Consider the following 17,921-nt stretch of genomic DNA (forward strand, 5'->3'; position numbering starts at 1 on the left):
GCGACGGCGCACGACCCCTCGACCGGTTCGAGGTGAAGGCGGAGAACCGGGCGCGGGGGCGAGCTCAGTTCCCGGTTTCGGCCAGCTTGCCACGCAGTCGCAGTACCGCCCGGGTGTGCAGCTGGCACACCCTGGACTCGGTCACCCCGAGCACCTTGCCGATCTCGGCCAACGTGAGGTTCTCGAAGTAGTACAACGTCACCACGATGCGATCCCGGTCGCTGAGCCGCTCCACCGCCTCGGCGAGCTGGCGCCTGCTGTCCCTGTCGACCAGGGTGTTGACCGGATCCTCGGCGCGATCGTCCGGCAGCGTCTCCGCCAACGAGGCCGTACCCCGCCCCACACCGATGAGATCGTCGAGCGCCACCACACTGGTCATCTGCAGCTGGGCGAACAGCTCTCGCAGCTCCTCGACGGACAACGACAGCTCCTCGGCCAGTTCCGAGTCGGTGGCGGTACGCTGCAGCTTGGCCTCCAGCCGCTCCAACGCGCGCTCGACGTCGCGGGCACGGCTGCGTACCGAGCGGGGGACCCAGTCCTGGGCTCGCAGGTCGTCGAGTATGGCCCCCCGGATACGTTGCATGGCATAGGTCTCGAACTTGAGTCCTCGCTCGGGTTCGAACTTCTCGATGGCGTCGACAAGGCCGAACACACCGGACTGTATGAGGTCGGAGACCTCGACATGGGCGGGCAGACCGGTACCTATACGCCCGGCCACGTACTTGACCAGCGGTGCGTAGTGCAACACCAGTCGGTCGCGGAGCTTCTGGTCCCGGCTCTCGCCGAATGCCTGCCAGAGTGCGACTATCCCTGCCTCCACGTCCTCGCCCTCACGGTCCTCCGCGTGGCCCACGGTGGCGGTGGCCTCGCCGTGGGGCCGCCACGACTTCCGGAACGTCGAGTCGAGTCGGGAAACACCGACGGTGCTTCGCCCGTTGCCGGACCGGGAAAGTTGCTCCGTCTCCTCCGCCTCCTCGGCGGGAAGCATGCCGGAACGCGCGGTCGCCGCTCGGGGCGCGCCCCCGGCATCGTCAGGAACGGGGGTGGGTTCGCTCATGGATCGCCTTCAGCCGTTCGACGGTCACGTGAGTGTAGAGCTGCGTTGTCGAAAGCGTAGCGTGACCGAGCAACTCCTGTACGCTACGCAGGTCCGCGCCTCCTTCCAGAAGATGGGTCGCCGCGGAGTGGCGCAGACCGTGCGGACCGACCCCGCCGGCGTCGCGAACCGTGCTGACGGCGTCGTACACGACGCGCCGAGCGCTGCGCGGATTGAGCCGGCCACCACGCACTCCGAGCAGTAGCGCTTCACCCGAACGCGGCCCGGACAGCTCCGGACGGCCGACCTTCAGCCATCGGGCCAGGGCACGGGCCGCCGGAGTCCCGAACGGAACCGCTCGTTGCCGGTCGTTCTTGCCGATCACGTGCAGCAGACACCGCTCGTGATCGACGTTTTCCAGGTCGAGGCCGCACAACTCGGAAACGCGCACACCGGTCGCGTAGAGCAGTTCGAGCAAGGCGTGGTCACGCAGCGCCACGGGGTCCTGCTGCTCCGCACCCGAAGCGGCCGCCCGCAACACCGAATCCGCCTGGTCCTCCCGCAGCACGGGGGGAAGCTGACGTCGGTCACCGGGTACGGACAACCGCGGCCCGGGATCTTCGGTCAACAGGTCCCGACGATATGCCCAGGCCGTGAAGGTGCGCACGGCGGCAGCACGCCTCGCGAGCGTCGTTCTGCTGGTGCCTCGTTCGTGCTCGGCACTCAACCAGCCGCGCAGCGATGCGATGTCGAGCTCGCCCAGTCCCGGACCACCCTCGGGATGACCGGCCCCGAAGTGTTCGAGCAGCGACACGACATCGGCGACGTAGGCACGCACGGTGTGGCGGGACAACCCCCTTTCCCACGCCAGATGTCGTTCGAAGCGATCAACTGCCGTGGCCAGGTCGCGGGGAAGGCCCTCGCGTGCCGCGAGCAGGTCGGGCCTGGTCGAGTGATGGGAACGTTTCTGATTCATGCCGAGTGACGTCGCTGGGTGCATTCGCCGGATTCAAGTAGCACGACGCCACGATACGCGCTTGGAATCTCACTGCCCGCATCGTGTCCACCCTCGGTCCGCGCAGCTGGCGAGCCCGGACATCTCGAGCGCACTCAAGCAGCTGAGCACCGTTTTCCACGGGATGCCCGTTTCGTGGGCGAGCTGCTCGACTGTGCGATAAGCCCGAGGACGCAGCGAGTCGTGGACACGCTTGGAGGCTCCGTCGAGTCCGTCGGTCCGGCGTCGCGGGACTTCGCGTCCCGTCGCCGGAACGGACCCGAGTTCCGCGACGGCCTCCAGCACGTCCTCGGTACCCGTCACCAGTACGGCCTTTCCGGAGCGGATCAGCTCGTGGCAACCGGCCGAACTGACCGAGGTGACCGGCCCGGGTAGCGCCATGACCGGCCGTCCCAGCGTGTCGGCTGTGGCGGCGGTGTTGCTCGCCCCGCTGCGGATACCGGCCTCCACCACGACAGTGCCGTCACTCATCGCCGCGATCAGCCTGTTGCGGACCAGGAAGCGGTGCTTCCTGGGTGGGGTTCCGGGTGGATACTCGCTGCACACCAGCCCGTTCTCGGCGATTCGCGCGATGAGCCGGGCATGACCGGCCGGGTAGTCGATCTCCGGGCCGCAGGCCAGCACCGCCGAGGTCGTCCCATCGGCGGCGAGCGCCCCCCGGTGCGCGGCCCCGTCGATTCCGTAGGCCGCTCCCGAGACCACGGTCACCCCCGAGCGCGCCAGTTCGTGCCCCAGTTCGGCGGCGCAGGCCTCGCCGTACCCGCTGGCGGCACGAGTCCCCACCACCGCGACGGCGCCGCGGAGCACGGCTGCCGGGGAACCCGTCCCCCGGCACCAGAGCGCGATGGGGGCGACCAGCCCGGACAATCCCACTTCGGTGGCTCCCTCCATCGTGGCGGTGCGGTGATCGGGCCAGTCCGGGTCCTCGGGTGTGACCAGCCGAATGCCGAGCCGGTGGGCCCGGTCCAGCAGTTCGGCACCGCACACGTGTGCGCGGCGAGCATCGGTCTCGTCCGCCACGGCGGTGGGAACGTCGCCGCGGCGAATCCGCTCGGCGGCGGTTTCGGCCCCACAACCGGCGATGAATCCGTGCAGTGCGGGAGCGGGCGGTTCGGCGACGGCGGACAGGTAAGCCCGCGCGCACAGCAGTTCGTGGCCGTTGGACCCCGTGGCGGTGTTCACGGTGCCGTCCTGCCTCGGAACTGCAGCGCGGCGGCCACGTGCTCGGGCCCCGGCCGCTCGACTCCGTCCAGATCACCCAGCGTCCACGCGACACGCAGACAGCGATCCACTCCTCTGGCCGTCAACGATCCCGTGTCCAAACCTCTGTCCAACAGTCGTGTCGCCTCTTCCGGCAGTGGGAACTCGCGACGCAGCTCGGGGCCGGGAACCTCGGAGTTCGAACCCCATCCGTGGTTCTCCCACCTCCGGACAGCGGCCCGGCGCGCACGCGACACTCGTTCACGCACCCGTGAGGAGGACTCCGGGGGCTCGTATCCCGGTAGTTCCATCGTGGACAGTGGGCGCATGCGCACGCGCAGATCGACGCGATCCAACAACGGGCCGGAGAGCTTGGCCAGGTACTTGCGACGGGCGTGGGGTGTGCACTGACAGTCGATGTCTCTGGCCGGGGCGCAGGGACAGGGATTGGTGGCCAGAACCAACTGGAACCGGGCGGGGTACCGCAGGGTTCCCTCCGTCCTGGACAATCGGATCTCACCCTCTTCGAGGGCGGTACGCATGGATTCCAGTCGTTTCGTCCCCCACTCGCAGGCCTCGTCCACGAGCAGCACACCGTTGTGGGCTCGACTGACGGCACCGGGACGGGCGATTCCCGTCCCGCCTCCGATCAGACCGGCAACGGATATCGAGTGGTGCGGCGCCACGAAGGGCGGGGTGCGAAGCAGCTCGGCGTGCTCGGAGAGCTCGCCGGCGATCGAGTGAACCGCGGTGGTCTCCAGTGCCCGTGGAGCGGGCAGCTCGGGCAACAAGCCGCACAAGCGCCGTGCCAGCATCGTCTTGCCGGTGCCCGGTGGGCCGACCATCAGGAGATGGTGCCCACCCGCGGCCGCCACCTCCAGTGCCCACCGAGCGTCGGGCTGTCCCACGACATCGACCAGGTCCGGCTCCTCCGAGCTCTCGGGAGCGCCTCCCGGATCGGCGGTGGGCTCCCGGAACAACTCTCCTGTCCCGCGTGCCCAGGCGATCACCTCTTCCAGCCTCTCGGCCCCGAGCACCTCGATCCGCTCGACGAGTTTGGCCTCCCGCAGTCCTTCCAGAGGAACAACGGCTCGTCGCATGCCACCGGCCACGGCCGCCAGCAGTCCGGGCAGCAGTCCACGCACCGGACGGATACGGCCGTCGAGCGCCAGCTCCCCGAAGAACACCGTGCCCTCCAGTCTCCCCGGTGGGACGCGCTCGGCCCCCGCGAGCACCGCCATGGCCAGGGCCGTGTCGAACGAGGTTCCGGTCTTGGGCATGGCCGCCGGGGACAGTGCCAGAGTGACGCAGGACTGGGGCCAGTGCTCCCCGGAGTTCCTGATGGCGGCGCGGACCCGGTTCTTCGACTCCTGCAGCGCCGCGTCGGGAAGCCCCAACAGCTGAACGCTGGGAAGGCCACCGCCCCGAACATCGGACTCGATCTCGACCAGCACGCCGTCCACACCGAACAACGCCACCGCCCAGGTGGTGTGCAGCCCCAACTCAGCACACCTCCTGACGGTGCTCGATGCGCACCGGTGAGTCCGGAGGCCACAGCACGGACACCACGTCGAACCGGACGGGGCAGTCGCGAACCTCGTGCGCGCGTAGCCACGCGGCGGCGACCTCACGCAACTTGCGCACCTTGTGCGGACTCACGGCCTCGACAGGTGAACCGTAGTCGACCCCGGAACGCGTCTTGACCTCGCAGACGATCACGCGGTGGCCGTCGGTACAGACGAGATCGAGCTCTCCCACCGGACAACTCCAGTTGCGGGAGAGGACCACCAGCCCCTGCTGCCGGAGGTACTCCGCGGCCAGGCGCTCGCCCGCCCGGCCCAGTGCGTGCCTTCTTCCGTGTGTGTCGTCATCCGACACTGCTCCGATGATGGGATCGTTCCTCATGGGGTGCCCTTCGGACTCGGTTGGCTCGGACACCGCCAACCTGCCCGGAACTTCCCGCTCCCACCAGACTCGAACCGTTCGGTTGTGCACGACCACGGCAGCTGTGGACAACTTGGGAAAGCCACCCTGCCCGAAGCCCCGCAGGACTCGCTCAGCCGGTGGAGCACCGCCTCACCAGTCCGGAGGGCCCCCTGTCGTCGGTTCCGACACCTCCCGGCCCCCGATGAACACGGCGAATCATCCCAGCGACGCGATATCCGGTCAGCCGAACGGCGTTCCGCTCTCCGGAAGGCGGAGCTCCGGCTTGTCGAGCTCCTCCACGTTGACGTCCTTGAACGTGATCACCCGCACGTTCTTGACGAAGCGAGCGGGACGGTACATGTCCCATACCCAGGCATCCGACATGACCACTTCGAAATAGACCTCGGTATCGGAGTTGCGCACCTGGACGTCCACTCCGTTGGCCAGGTAGAAACGCCGTTCGGTCTCCACCACGTAGGTGAACTGACCGACGATGTCGCGATACTCCTTGTAGAGTTGCAGCTCCATCTCGGTCTCGTACTTCTCGAGATCCTCGGCGCTCATGGCTGTGCGAGCCCTTTCCTGTCACTGATCGGTCCACGGATGCCCAATGGTGGTGCCCCCATTGTCCATCACAGCTTGATCAAAAGCATCGAACAATCCGGGTTTACTGCTGTCCCCCCTCGGAGAACGCATCCCGTGGGCGAGGGCGGACTCCACCACGTTCGAATAGCTCCACCGGTGATGCGTGGTGGGACCGTGTAACCGGAGCGCCTCGCTGTGGCGCGCGGTCGAGTACCCCTTGTGCACGTCGAAGCCGTACCCGGGAAACGATACGTGCAGCTCCGCCATCATCCGGTCCCGGCTGACCTTGGCGAGCACCGAAGCCGCCGCCACGCAACCCGCCGCGCGGTCCCCCTTTCGGACGGCCACGCTGGGGGCGCCCAACCCCTCCACCCGGAAACCGTCGGTGAGCACATACCCGGGATGAAGGTCGAGTCCGGCGACCGCTCGACGCATCCCCTCCAGGTTCGCGACGTGCACGCCGAGGGAATCGACCTCGGAGGGGGCCAGCGAGACCACGCGGTACTCCACGGCCGACTCCCGCACCGTCTCGAACCAGTGTTCCCGCGCCCGGGCTGTGAGCAGCTTGGAGTCCGTCAGACCGTCGAACCGGCGGGACTCGCCTGCGCGCAGGACGCAGGCGGCGACCACCAGCGGTCCGGCACAGGCACCACGTCCCGCCTCATCGACACCCGCCACAGGCCCGAGCCCACGCCGTTCCAGCGCGTTCTGCAACGCCCAACTGCCGGCGTCCCTGCGCACGATGGTGCGCGGCAACCCCAGCTCGGCGGACCTGTTCCGCAACCTCAGTATCGCTCCCACGTACGCGAGCTCGCGCCGACGAGCGAGCCACGGCGAGCCGACCATGCGGCGGGCACGAGGGCCAGGTACTCCACACCCGCCGGTGCCGGAGCGCCCGAGCCGGGCTCCCGCGCCGGCCCCAGTGCCACGGCCTGGGGATTGGATTCGGGTATCCCCTGCCAACGTCCCGGCGGGAGCAGGATCACCTGTGCCTTGCCGACCACATCGTGGAGGGGTACGGCCCCGGCACGACCACCACCACCCTGGTAGCGGGAGTCCAGCGAGTTGTTCCGGTTGTCCCCCATGACCCAGAGGTGGTCCTCCGGAACCGTCACCGGACCGAACTCCTCCTGCTTGTGGGGGGTGCCGGGAGCCCAGTAGATGTAGGGCTCGTCCAGGGGGTGGCCGTCCACCAGCACACGGTTCCGCTCGTCGCAGCACTCCACGGTCTGGCCGCCGGTGGCGATCACACGCTTGACGAAATCCTTCTCCACGGGCTCGACGAGATGCAGCAGCGAACCGACGCGCTGGAAGAAACCGACCACCGGATTGGCGGGTTCGGAATACCCCCCCTCGTCCTGCATCCAGGTCCGGGGGCCGCTGAACACGATCACATCACCCGGCTGAGGATCGCTGAATCGGTAAGTGATCTTGTCGACGAGAATCCGGTCGTTGGTGCAGCCGTCGCAGCCGTGCAGCGTCTGCTCCATCGACCGGGAGGGGATGAGGAAGACCCGGGCGACGAAGAGCTGAAGCAGCACGGTGAGCACCAGCGCGGTGCTTATCAGGACGAACAGCTCCCACCAGAAGGAGCCCTTCTTGGACTTTCCGGCCCCCTTAGCGGCGTTCCGCGCCGTGGAGCGCGTCGCCTCCCCCTGGTCGGCGGCTGACTGTTCGTCAGAGGAGTCCTCGGCGGGGTCCTCCTCCGGTCCTTGGGAACGCATGACGTCGGCCACGTGGCCAGGCTACTGGATCCGTGACGCCCTTCTCCTCCGACCCCGCCGGGCCCCACGAATCACGATGATCGAAAACACCACCTCTGCGGTGGGATTTTACCGTTCTGTCAGGAACGTCCCCCGCAGAACGCGGGGCGCGGGGGCGACGGACCGGAGAGCCGTCGGGAGATCGCCACCACGGCTTCACTCAATCGAAGGATCCCGACTCGCTGAACACATTCGGACGAGGAAGATCTCACGACAAGGGGCCGGGCCTCCCGCGACGGACGTGACGGCACTTCGAGCGGGAACAAAAATGCACGGCCCCGAACCGATCGGGACCGTGCATCGTCGATACGCCACTCCGCCCGGCGGACGAACCCCACCGGACGAAATCCGCGTCAGGAGGAGGACTTGGCGAGCTTCTTCTCCTTGACGCGTGCAGCCTTGCCGACCCGGTTGCGCAGGTAGTACAGCTTGGCCCGCCGGACGTCGCCACGCGTGGCGACCTCGATCTTGGCGATGTTGGGGCTGTGTACCGGGAAGGTCCGCTCCACGCCGACACCGAAGGAGACCTTGCGAACGGTGAAGGTCTCCCGGATGCCACCGCCCTGCCGACGGATGACCACACCCTGGAAGACCTGGACACGCTCGCGCGAACCCTCGATGACGCGGACGTGGACCTTCAGCGTGTCGCCGGGCCGGAAGTCTGGGATGTCGGAACGCATCGACTGGGCGTCCAGCGCGTCCAGCTTGTTCATCGGTGGTCCGTCCTCATCCGTGTCGTTGAACGTTCACTCACGACAGTGAAATCTGTTCAGGTGAGCCGCGACTCGTGTCACGGCGACTCTGCACTCGCGACCCTCGCAGGGCCTACGAATCCCCCTGTGACTAACCCGACACCGCTGTCGGCGTCCGGGTCCGTCACCGAGTCGTTTTACGTCGTCCCGGGACACCGGGGAAGACGTCTGCCGTAGCAGAAAAGCGGTTACCGGTGGTACTGCCACCGCACCGGCCGCAATTGCTTCACCGGACAGCTTATCAGCCGAGCTCGGCCCCTCGAACGAGCCCCGGTTCGACCGGCACCACCACGGGTACCGGGCGGCCGGAGGACACGGCCGGAGAACACGGGTCAGGCCTCCGGAGAGTCCCAGACACCCGAGGAGCCCTCCTCGTCCCCGGCCAGGCGCAACCGCTCCAGCACGGCCCGGTCGTGCTCGTCCAACTCCTCGGAAGAAAGCCTCTCCAGCAGTTCGGGACGACGGCGCCACGTGCGTCGCAGGCCCTGTTCCCTGCGCCAACGCCGCACAGCGGCGTGGTCCCCGGAACGCAGCACCTCCGGCACGGAAAGTCCTCGCCAGGTCTCGGGACGCGTGTAACTCGGGCCTTCCAGCAATCCGTCGGAGAACGAATCCTGCTCCGCGGAAGCGGGATTGCCGAGCACGCCGGGCAACAACCGGACCACGGCCTCGATCATGGTCAGGGCGGCGACCTCTCCACCGACGAGCACGTAGTCGCCGATGGAGACCTCCTCGACCGGCATCCTGCGCGCGGCGTCGTCGATCACCCGCTGGTCGATGCCCTCGTAGCGTCCGCAGGCGAAGATCAAACGCGTCTCCTCCGACCAACGACGTGCCGTGCGCTGCTCGAAGGGTACTCCGGCGGGAGTGGGCACGACGAGGCGCGGGATCGCGGCCTCCGCTGCGGAGACGCTGTCGAGTGCTTCACCCCACACGTCAGGTTTCATTACCATACCGGGACCGCCACCGTAGGGGCTGGCATCGACCGAACGGTGGACGTCGTGGGTCCAGTCACGCAGATCGTGCACTTCCACGGAGATCCTGCCCCGTTCGATGGCCTTTCCCAGCAGGGCCTCCCGCACCGGAGCGAGATAGTCGGGAAAGATCGTCAGTACGTCTATCCGCAAGGCAGCTCCCTTCCGGTCGAACGGCCGGGATCGGTGGAACGCCCGGAACGATCCGGGTGGGAACCGTCCCGCGACATCGGCCCGCCAACGCGGCGGCCCCGAAAAGATGTCGGGAACTCCGCTCGGCTCCCGGGAAGGGAAATACCGAGGGCGGTTCAGGAAAGATCCAGCAGCCCCTCGGGAGGATCGACGGTCACGAACCCGTCCTCCGGAGCCACCTCGACCACTATGTCGGCGACGAAGGGCACGAGGGCCTCCCGCCCGTCCGCGAGCGACAACCGCAACAACTCCCCGCCCGGAGCGTGCAGCACGCCGAGCAGGGTGCCCAGCTCATCACCCGACGGGTCGAAAGCCCGCAGCCCCTCGAGCTCGTGGTCGTGGAACTCGTCCGGATCGTCGATCCCCTCGAGCTCGTCGGACCGCACGGTGAGCAGCGCTCCCCGAAGCCGTTCGGCTTCCTCGCGCCCCCTCACCTCGGTCGCCTTGACGAGCAGCCGCCCGGCATGCCACCGGGCGGCCGTCAGCTCAAGCGATTCGGGACGCGTGCCCGGGGATTTCCACAGCACCCCCAGCACGGCCCCCGCGACGAAACGCCGCTCCGGACTGTCCGTGCGGACTTCCACCACCAACTCGCCGTGGACACCGTGCGGCTTGGCCACACGACCGACCACGAGTGGGGACGTCTGTTGCTCCGCCATCGTCGATGGTGTCAACGATCGGTGTCGACCACGTCGACCCTGATACCGCGGCCGCCCACTCCGGAGATGACGGTGCGCAACGCCGTAGCGGTCCGACCACCCCGACCGATCACCTTGCCGAGGTCGTCGGGATTGACGTGCACTTCGAGAGTGCGACCACGGCGAGTGGTCAGGGACTCGACACGCACCTCGTCAGGGTTGTCCACGATCCCTCGGACGAGGTGCTCCAACGCGTCGGCGAGGACAGTCACTCCTGGCCTTCCTCGGCCTGCTCCTTGTTCTCGTCCTCACTGGCGGAGGCCTCGGACTTCTTGCCGCCGCCCTTCTTCTTCGGGGTGGTGGCGTCGGCGCCCGGCTCCTCCTCAGCCGCGGCCAGCGCGGCCTCGAACAGCTCCTGCTTGGACTTCTTGGAGTCCTTGACCTGCAGCGTGCCCTCGGCGCCGGGAAGCCCCTTGAACTTCTGCCAGTCACCGGTGATCTTGAGCAGGTGCTGGACCCGTTCGGTGGGCTGGGCACCGACGCTGAGCCAGTACTGCGCACGCTCGGAGTTCACCTGGATGTGACTCGGCTGCTGCTTGGGGTGGTACTGACCGATGGTCTCGATGTCCCTGCCGTCACGGCGGGTCTTGGCGTCGGCCACGACAATACGGTAGTGCGGTTCACGGATCTTGCCCAACCGCATCAACTTGATCTTAACTGCCACGGGTGGTGGTGCTCCTCAAACTCTCGTTCGTGCTCCGGTGAGCATCACTGTTCATACAGCGCCGAACGCGCCGGGATGCCCATACTTCGACCAGCCACGAAGCGGTGAGAGAGCCCGCTCGTGGCGAACAGCTCCCCATTGTGCCAGACCCACTTCCGGGTGGGCCCCCTCGGTCTCCAGCTCGTGCACATCGCCGAGGCTGAGGCCGCGAGGGCCTCCGGCTCCCCGTTCGGTCTCTCAGGCCGGCAGCATGCCCAGCGACATGAGCAACAGCCCCAACGCCGGCAGGAAGTTGTTCACCTGGTGTGCCACGACGCTAGCAGTCAACCTTCCGGTAACCAGGCGGGCCAGGCCTATCGGAACCGCGATGACTATCAACAGCAGGGTACGAGCCGGTTCGAAGTGCCCGATCGCGAAGATCGCGGTGGTGAGCAGGAAGACGGTCAACTGGTTGAACCTGAGCCGCTCCATCGCTCCCCAGAGCAGGCCCCGGTAGAGCAACTCCTCGCAGACAGGAGCTATCAGCCACACGTGCAGGAAGATGACCACGGCCAGTAACGGTGGCAGGCGGACGTCCTCCAGCAGACTGCCCACAGCCGAGTTGGCCCGCTCCGTACCCACCCAACGGGTCCACAGCGAGGAGGCGACGGTGCTGAGCACCAACCCGGCGAACCCGATGAGCAACCCGATTCGCACGTCGGAACGCCGCCAGCGCAACCCGAAGTCCCGGACCGGCCCGTTGCCTCGGACCACGGTCGCCGCGACGGCCACCAGACCGGCCAACACGGTAGGAGCCATCAGAACCAGGACGAAGACGGGGCCCACCCACCCTCCTTCGCCGAAGTCCCCGAACAGAGCGGCGAGCCCGACCGAGACCAGCACGAACACGGCCTCGGCCAGGAAGAAGGCACCGAACCCCCATCGTGGCTTCGACGCCGTGGGCGAGCCGTCGGTCGTTCCCGAAGTGGTTCCGCCGTGCTGCTCCGGATCCACGTGTCCACCGGATGACTGCGGTGCCGTCACGGGCGCCTCCGTGCGATCCAGGTAACCGCCGGGCCAGGGGCTGAATCGCCCGGCATCGTCGAACCGCCAGACTACCGCCGATTCCCGAGGGTCGGCACTCGGATATATCAGCACGGCGGCAACACCCCACAGGGCGCGACCGTACCCGGTGATCAACCCACCAGGTCACCGCGCAGCAGGATCCGCTCCGGAAAGCGCAACGCGTCCAGGTCCACGCGTGGGTCGTCCGCGTAGCAAACCAGGTCGGCGGCGGCTCCGTGCTCGAGACCGGCGAAGCCGAGCCAGCGGCGGGCCGACCAGGTAGCGGCGCCCAACGCCTGTTCCCGAGACATTCCCACCCGGTGCAGCGCGACGATCTCGTCGACGAGCCTGCCGTGCTCGATGCCACCCCCCGCGTCCGTTCCCGCGTAGACCGGCACCCCGGCCTCGATGGCCCTGCGCACGGTTCGATCGCTGTCCCGGTGGAGCCGGCGCATATGGGAAGCGTAGTCGGGGTACTTGACGGCGGCCGAGGCGAACGAGGGGAAGTTCTCGATGTTGATCAGTGTGGGAACCAACGCGGTCCCCTGTCGCGCCATCTGCTCGATCATCGCGTCGTCGAGGCCGGTCCCGTGCTCGATGCAGTCGATCCCCGCGTCGAGCAACCCGCCCAGGGCCCGCTCCCCGAAGACGTGCGCGGTGACCCTGGCACCGTGCCGATGCGCGGCCTCCACGGCCTTGCCGAGCGCTTCGTCACTCCACAGCGGGGCCAGGTCCCCCACGGAACGGTCGACCCAGTCGCCGACCAGCTTGACCCACCCGTCACCGCGAGCGGCCTGCTCGGCCACGGCTTCCGGAAGCACCTCCGGATCCTCGAGTTCCTCGGCGAGTCCGGGAATGTAGCGCTTCGGACGAGCCAGGTGCCGCCCCGCGCGGAGAATTCGCGGGAGATCGGCCCTGGCCTGCAGCGGGCTGGTGTCCACCGGAGCACCGCAGTCTCGGATCAACAGCGTCCCGGCCGCCCTGTCGGTCTCGGCCTGGTTCGCGGCCTCGTCGAGGTCCACCGGCCCGTGCGGCCCGATGCCGACGTGGCAGTGCGCGTCCACCGGACCGGGCAGCACATAGCCACCGTCGAAAACCGTGACGGCGTCCTCCAGCGGTTCGGTACTGATCAGCCCGTCCTGAACCCACAGGTCACGGGACCGCCCCTCGGGGAGGAGAACCCCACGCAGATGCAGTGCCGTCACGAACGCTCCTCGATCCTCGAACCCGTCACGGGAGCCAGCCGGAGCACGCGAGCCCCGGAAACCACCGGAGCCCGAACGAGCTGCCTCCTCGGCCGTGAGAGTCCGTCGTCCGACCGCCGCGCCACGAGAATCTCGTCACACGGAAGACGGCACGCCGAGACGAGGCGCGACGCGGCCGACCGCCCCGCGGTCGGCGAACCCGTGAACCGAGACGGAACGACCGTGACTTCGTGCCAGCGGGTAGCGACGACGGAGCCGACCACCGGACGGGTGACTACTTCTTCTTCTTGCCGAAGTCCAGTTTCGAAGGGTCGAAGCCGGGGGGAAGCTGATTGAGACCGCCACCCAGCTGGGACGGATCGGTCCCCTGACCGCCGGGAGGCATACCGGGGAGACCACCCGGCATACCGCCACGTGCCGCCTTCGGCGGGGTGGGGCCCTTGTTCTTGCCCTTCTTCCCCTTTTTGTTGCCCTTCTTGGTGGCCTTGCGGCCACCACCGCCACCACCGAACTGGCCCGCCATCTGCTGCATCATCTTGCGAGCCTCGAAGAACCTGTTGACCAGGTCGTTGATGTCGCTGACCCGCACACCGGAACCGTTGGCGATACGTTGCCTGCGGGAGGCATTGATGATCTTCGGATCGGCCCGTTCGGCGGGCGTCATGCCCCGAATGATGGCCTGAACCCGGTCGAGATGCGCCTCGTCGAAGTTGGCGAGCTGGTCCTTCATCTGGTTGGCGCCGGGCAGCATGCCGACCAGGTTCTGCAGCGGACCCATGCGCCGGACCGCCTGCATCTGCTCCAGGAAGTCCTCGAGGGTCAGCTCCCCCGTCCCGAGCTTCTCGGCCGCCTGCTCGGCCCGGTCAGCGTCGAAGGCCTGTTCGGCCTGCTCGATCAGGGTGAGCATGTCGCCCATGCCGAGGATGCGGCTGGCCATCCGGTCGGGGTGGAAGACGTCGAAGTCCTCGATCTTCTCACCGTTCGAGGCGAACATGATGGGCTCGCCGGTGACCTGCCGCACCGACAGCGCGGCACCGCCGCGCGCGTCACCGTCGAGCTTGGTCAGTACGACTCCGTTGAAGCCGACCCCGTCCCGGAAGGCCTCGGCGGTACTCACGGCGTCCTGCCCGATCATCGCGTCGACGACGAACAGGATCTCGTGCGGATTCACCGCGTCACGGATGTCCGAGGCCTGCTGCATCATCTCCTCGTCAACGCCGAGGCGACCCGCCGTGTCGACGATGACGATGTCGTGCTGGGCACGCTCCGCCTCGGCGACACCACGCCGCGCGACATCGACGGGATCACCGACCCCGTTGCCGGGTTCGGGAGCGAAGACCGGTGAACCGGCGCGCTCCCCCACCACCTGCAACTGCGTGACGGCGTTGGGGCGCTGTAGGTCGCAGGCCACCAGCATCGGGGTGTGCCCCTGCCCGGCGAGCCACTTGGCCAGCTTGCCCGCCAGCGTGGTCTTACCGGACCCCTGCAACCCCGCCAGCATGATCACCGTCGGTGGCTTCTTCGCGAGGGCGAGATCGCGCTTCTCGCCACCGAGGATGCCGATCAGCTCCTCGTTGACGATCTTGATCACTTGCTGGGCGGGGTTGAGGGCCTGGGACACCTCGGTGCCCTTGGCCCGCTCCTTGACGCCGGAGATGAAGCCGCGCACCACCGGCAGTGCCACGTCGGCTTCCAGCAACGCGATACGGATCTCGCGCGCGGTGGCGTCGATGTCCGCCTCGGACAGGCGACCCTTGCCGCGCAGGTTCTTCAGGACCGAGGTGAGCCGGTCGGAAAGAGTGTCGAACACGGGGTCACGGACTCCAGAGTCGTCGATGTTCCTACGCCGAGGGTAACCGCCCACCTACGATGTCCGAAGGCGGACAGCGAACGAAGCGGCGGTCAGCCCCGATCGACCGCCGGACGCTTGTCACCGCTGGAGCGGTGGCCCCCACCGGCACGCCCTCCCTTGCGTCGGGAGCTGGAACGCTCCCTGCCGGGGCGCCGCGACCAACCACCGGACGACCGACGGGGTGGTTCTCCCTCGGTGCGGCTGATCCGCAGGCCGCGTCCAGCCACCTGGGTCTTGCGGAGCTTGCGCAGCATCTCCTCCGGAATCTCGGCCGGCAGCTCCACGAGCGTGTGCTCGTCACGGATGTCGATGTGGCCGATCCGCTTGCTGGACAGACCGCCCTCGTTGGCCAACGCCCCCACCAGGGCGCTGGGGGTCACGCGGTTGCGGCGACCGACCTCGACGCGGAACATCGCCGTCTCGGAGTCCGAGGAGAGCTCGGCGGAGCGCTGCGAGCCGCGCCGGGACTTCGGTTCGGGTTCGGGCTCCGGCTGCAGCAGCAGCTGGCGGTCGCCCTGGGTCATGCTCGCGAGCGCGGCGGCCACCCTGGCGGCGGGCACCTCGTTGTCCCGCTCGTAGTCGCGCACCAACTGCTCGAAAACCTCCAGGTCACCGTTCTGCAGCGTGTCGGTGATCCGCTGGCGGAAACGTTCGAGCCGCCGCTCGTTGACCGCCTCGATCGTGGGCAGCTCCATCCGTTCGATGGACTGCCCGGTGGCCTTCTCGATGGAACGCAGCAACTGCCGCTCTCGCGAGGTCACGAACAGGATCGCCTCACCGCTGCGCCCGGCGCGGCCGGTGCGACCGATTCGGTGCACGTAGGACTCGCTGTCGTGGGGGGCGTCGTAGTTGAGCACGTGCGAGACCCGGTCCACGTCCAGACCGCGCGCGGCGACGTCGGTGGCCACGAGGATGTCGACCCGGCCCTGCCGGAGCTGGTCGATGGTGCGCTCCCGCTGTGCCTGGGCGATGTCGCCGTTGATCGCGGCCGCGTTGAAGCCGCGCAGCCGCAGCTGTTCGGTCAGTTCCTCGGTGAGCTGCTTGGTGCGGGCGAACACGATGGCCGCGTCGACCGGTTCGACCTCCAGCAACCGGGAGAGCGCGTCGACCTTGCGGACACCGCGCACCTGCCAGTAGCGCTGGCGGATGTTGGCCGCTGTGGTGGTGGAGCTGCGAACCGCCACCTCCACGGGGTTGTCCAGGTAGGACTGGCTGATCTTGCGCACCGCGTTCGGCATGGTCGCCGAGAACAGCGCGACCTGCCGCTGGGACGGGACGGAGCTCAGAATCCGCTCCACGTCCTCGATGAATCCCATGCGCAGCATCTCGTCGGCCTCGTCCAGCACGACGTGGCTCAGCTCGGACAGATCCAGCGACCCCCGGTCGAGGTGGTCGATGAGACGCCCAGGAGTGCCGACGATCACGTGTGCGCCGTCACGCAGCCCGCCGAGCTGTGGCCCGTAGCTCTGTCCGCCGTAGATGGGCAGCACCCGGAAGCCGGGCAGGTTGGCGGCGTAGGTGCGGAACGCCTCTGCCACCTGGATGGCCAGTTCACGGGTGGGAGCCAGCACGAGGGCCTGCGGTTTCTTGCGCTTGTCGAGATCGATGCTGGAGAGTATGGGCAGTCCGAAGGCGGCGGTCTTGCCGGTGCCGGTCTGCGCTTGGCCGGTCACGTCACGGCCCTGCAGCAACGACGGAATGGTCTCGGACTGGATGGGCGAGGGCGTCTCGTAACCGAGTTCGGTCAGGGTTTGCAGTACGCGGCTGTCGAGATCGAGCTCGTCGAATGTGGGCATGTAAGTCTGGAGTCTCCTCGTGTGGTCTCGGGGCGGCTGAAGCACTGCGGACGAACCCGTGGCGACATCCACAGCGGGGATCGCACGAATCGGGTTCGCGAACCGACGGTACGGTTCACGCACCGTCGCCTACGCATCTCGGGCCGCGCTCACCCGCAACGCACACTCTGTTGCCAGTCACTCGCAGCTCGATGAATCTCAGCCGGCAGCGCCGAATACGTCCGGCGCGTACCGACCAGGGTAACGGTCGATCACGTCCGTCTTGGCACCCACCGGCCCTTCGGGGAGCAACATCACACTACGGAATCAGTTGAACCCCGCCCGTAACCTCCGTACGGGTGAGCACGTGTACCCGTCGCCATCCTCGCAACGAGCCGAGACGGTGCAGGTGCCGCCTCGGGTGCCGAGCACGGCGTACGTGTCGGGCGAACGCGCGTGCCGTCATCATTCTGCCACGCGTGCGCTGCCCCGCCAGCGCGGCCGAGGGTGGGACCTCCAACCAGCACAGCACCGGGCTCCGCCGGCTCAGCGCGGCCAGTGCCACCAGCGATCCGCGCGCGGCGCGCCGCGTGGCCGGCACGTGCACCACGACGACGCCGGGAACCAACAGGCAGGCCGCAACGATCCTGGCGTAATGCACGGGGTGGACGATCCCCCGGTACGCCCGACGCGGGAGCCCACCACCGAAGCGGGCGAACAGCGCCTCGTACAGCTGCGCGGAGTCCAGCACCACGGCGGGGCGCACCCCACGGAGCGAGCGCAGCAGCGTGGTCTTGCCCGCCCCCGGAAGACCGGCCACGACGAGCAGGTCCCTGCGTCCGACACGGATGCGCGCGGCGGAGTCCGCACGGCACTCGTCGAACACGGGTGTCACGACCGCTCCGACCAGGCCGCGAGCGAACAGAGCGGTACGCCGGAAGTCCTCTCGTGTAGCCACTTCACGTTCACTGTACGCGAGCGGCGCGGCGCGCAACGGCTCTTCCCGGCTCCGGTCCACCGGGCGGCCCGACCCCTCGACGGGCCGCCCGACGGGTACCCCGAGGACGCGGGACGTTCCCCGACGGCTTCCGCCCGACCCCCAGCACGGGCGGGAGCTCCACCCCTCACCGGGTTCCGTTCCCGACGTCACACCGGAATTCTGGCGTTCGGAGGAGCGGCGACGAGACCGTGAGACCCCGTGAAGCGGACTGCGTATTGCTACGCACATCCCGCCCCCTCC

Annotated in this window: 18 protein-coding genes; all 18 read right to left on the reverse strand. The window is 68.1% G+C overall.

The features are described 5' to 3' along the window. Positions 1-64: 64 nt before the first annotated feature. The 18 genes from whiG to BLQ75_RS08490 all read right to left on the reverse strand — a co-directional run bounded on the left by whiG (position 65) and on the right by BLQ75_RS08490 (position 17,639). On the reverse strand, positions 65-1,057 hold the full coding sequence (whiG, locus tag BLQ75_RS08405) for an RNA polymerase sigma factor WhiG (RefSeq protein WP_092600307.1): 993 nt from the start codon (positions 1,055-1,057) through the stop codon (positions 65-67). Next, a complete protein-coding gene (locus BLQ75_RS08410; protein WP_092600309.1) occupies positions 1,032-2,012 on the reverse strand; it encodes a tyrosine recombinase XerC in 981 nt (326 codons plus the stop codon). The genes whiG and BLQ75_RS08410 overlap by 26 nt, the downstream gene beginning before the upstream one ends. Before the next feature lie 69 nt (positions 2,013-2,081). After that, positions 2,082-3,233 (reverse strand): DNA-processing protein DprA, encoded by a 1,152-nt coding sequence (dprA, locus tag BLQ75_RS08415; protein WP_092600311.1) that lies wholly within the window; start codon positions 3,231-3,233, stop codon positions 2,082-2,084. Further along, positions 3,230-4,753 (reverse strand): YifB family Mg chelatase-like AAA ATPase, encoded by a 1,524-nt coding sequence (locus tag BLQ75_RS08420; RefSeq protein ID WP_092600313.1) that lies wholly within the window; start codon positions 4,751-4,753, stop codon positions 3,230-3,232. The genes dprA and BLQ75_RS08420 overlap by 4 nt, the downstream gene beginning before the upstream one ends. A gap of 1 nt (position 4,754) precedes the next feature. Then, positions 4,755-5,156: a YraN family protein gene (locus BLQ75_RS08425; RefSeq protein WP_092600543.1), complete on the reverse strand. Its 402-nt coding sequence runs from the start codon at positions 5,154-5,156 to the stop codon at positions 4,755-4,757. A gap of 261 nt (positions 5,157-5,417) precedes the next feature. Further along, positions 5,418-5,741: a DUF2469 domain-containing protein gene (locus BLQ75_RS08430; protein ID WP_043572207.1), complete on the reverse strand. Its 324-nt coding sequence runs from the start codon at positions 5,739-5,741 to the stop codon at positions 5,418-5,420. Between the two features lie 21 nt (positions 5,742-5,762). Then, positions 5,763-6,554, reverse strand: a complete 792-nt coding sequence (locus BLQ75_RS08435; RefSeq protein ID WP_425286444.1) for a ribonuclease HII — start codon at positions 6,552-6,554, stop codon at positions 5,763-5,765. Next, positions 6,548-7,498: a signal peptidase I gene (gene lepB, locus BLQ75_RS08440; protein ID WP_092600317.1), complete on the reverse strand. Its 951-nt coding sequence runs from the start codon at positions 7,496-7,498 to the stop codon at positions 6,548-6,550. The genes BLQ75_RS08435 and lepB overlap by 7 nt, the downstream gene beginning before the upstream one ends. A gap of 380 nt (positions 7,499-7,878) precedes the next feature. Beyond that, complete coding sequence (rplS, locus tag BLQ75_RS08445) at positions 7,879-8,238, reverse strand: 50S ribosomal protein L19 (RefSeq protein WP_043572209.1); 360 nt, start codon at positions 8,236-8,238, stop codon at positions 7,879-7,881. Between the two features lie 371 nt (positions 8,239-8,609). Continuing rightward, a complete protein-coding gene (trmD, locus tag BLQ75_RS08450; RefSeq protein ID WP_092600319.1) occupies positions 8,610-9,404 on the reverse strand; it encodes a tRNA (guanosine(37)-N1)-methyltransferase TrmD in 795 nt (264 codons plus the stop codon). A gap of 155 nt (positions 9,405-9,559) precedes the next feature. Further along, complete coding sequence (rimM, locus tag BLQ75_RS08455) at positions 9,560-10,102, reverse strand: ribosome maturation factor RimM (RefSeq protein ID WP_092600321.1); 543 nt, start codon at positions 10,100-10,102, stop codon at positions 9,560-9,562. 11 nt (positions 10,103-10,113) lie between these two features. Beyond that, positions 10,114-10,353 (reverse strand): RNA-binding protein, encoded by a 240-nt coding sequence (locus BLQ75_RS08460; protein ID WP_092600322.1) that lies wholly within the window; start codon positions 10,351-10,353, stop codon positions 10,114-10,116. Next, positions 10,350-10,805, reverse strand: coding sequence for a 30S ribosomal protein S16 (rpsP, locus tag BLQ75_RS08465; RefSeq protein ID WP_092600324.1), 456 nt, complete (start codon positions 10,803-10,805; stop codon positions 10,350-10,352). Before rpsP ends, BLQ75_RS08460 begins: the two co-directional genes overlap by 4 nt. 237 nt (positions 10,806-11,042) lie before the next feature. After that, positions 11,043-11,828, reverse strand: coding sequence for a CPBP family intramembrane glutamic endopeptidase (locus tag BLQ75_RS08470; RefSeq protein WP_244515340.1), 786 nt, complete (start codon positions 11,826-11,828; stop codon positions 11,043-11,045). A gap of 152 nt (positions 11,829-11,980) precedes the next feature. Beyond that, complete coding sequence (locus tag BLQ75_RS08475) at positions 11,981-13,054, reverse strand: amidohydrolase family protein (RefSeq protein WP_092600326.1); 1,074 nt, start codon at positions 13,052-13,054, stop codon at positions 11,981-11,983. 274 nt (positions 13,055-13,328) lie between these two features. Next, positions 13,329-14,864, reverse strand: coding sequence for a signal recognition particle protein (ffh, locus tag BLQ75_RS08480; protein ID WP_092600328.1), 1,536 nt, complete (start codon positions 14,862-14,864; stop codon positions 13,329-13,331). Positions 14,865-14,956: 92 nt separating this feature from the next. Then, positions 14,957-16,702: a DEAD/DEAH box helicase gene (locus BLQ75_RS08485; protein WP_092600330.1), complete on the reverse strand. Its 1,746-nt coding sequence runs from the start codon at positions 16,700-16,702 to the stop codon at positions 14,957-14,959. A 298-nt stretch (positions 16,703-17,000) separates the two neighbouring features. Further along, the gene (locus BLQ75_RS08490) at positions 17,001-17,639 is read right to left on the reverse strand and encodes an AAA family ATPase (RefSeq protein WP_244515341.1); all 639 of its coding nucleotides are present in this window, start codon (positions 17,637-17,639) and stop codon (positions 17,001-17,003) included. Positions 17,640-17,921: the final 282 nt, after the last annotated feature.

The organism is Actinopolyspora xinjiangensis (assembly GCF_900104475.1).
Taxonomy (GTDB): Bacteria; Actinomycetota; Actinomycetes; order Mycobacteriales; family Pseudonocardiaceae; genus Actinopolyspora; species Actinopolyspora xinjiangensis.

Bases quoted from the DNA above. Each gene is read 5' to 3' on its own strand.
- whiG (WP_092600307.1), bottom strand. From the start codon at position 1,057: ATGAGCGAACCCACCCCCGTTCCTGACGATGCCGGGGGCGCGCCCCGA.
- BLQ75_RS08410 (WP_092600309.1), bottom strand. From the start codon at position 2,012: ATGAATCAGAAACGTTCCCATCACTCGACCAGGCCCGACCTGCTCGCG.
- BLQ75_RS08425 (WP_092600543.1), bottom strand. From the start codon at position 5,156: ATGAGGAACGATCCCATCATCGGAGCAGTGTCGGATGACGACACACAC.
- BLQ75_RS08430 (WP_043572207.1), bottom strand. From the start codon at position 5,741: ATGAGCGCCGAGGATCTCGAGAAGTACGAGACCGAGATGGAGCTGCAA.
- rplS (WP_043572209.1), bottom strand. From the start codon at position 8,238: ATGAACAAGCTGGACGCGCTGGACGCCCAGTCGATGCGTTCCGACATC.
- rimM (WP_092600321.1), bottom strand. From the start codon at position 10,102: ATGGCGGAGCAACAGACGTCCCCACTCGTGGTCGGTCGTGTGGCCAAG.
- BLQ75_RS08485 (WP_092600330.1), bottom strand. From the start codon at position 16,702: ATGCCCACATTCGACGAGCTCGATCTCGACAGCCGCGTACTGCAAACC.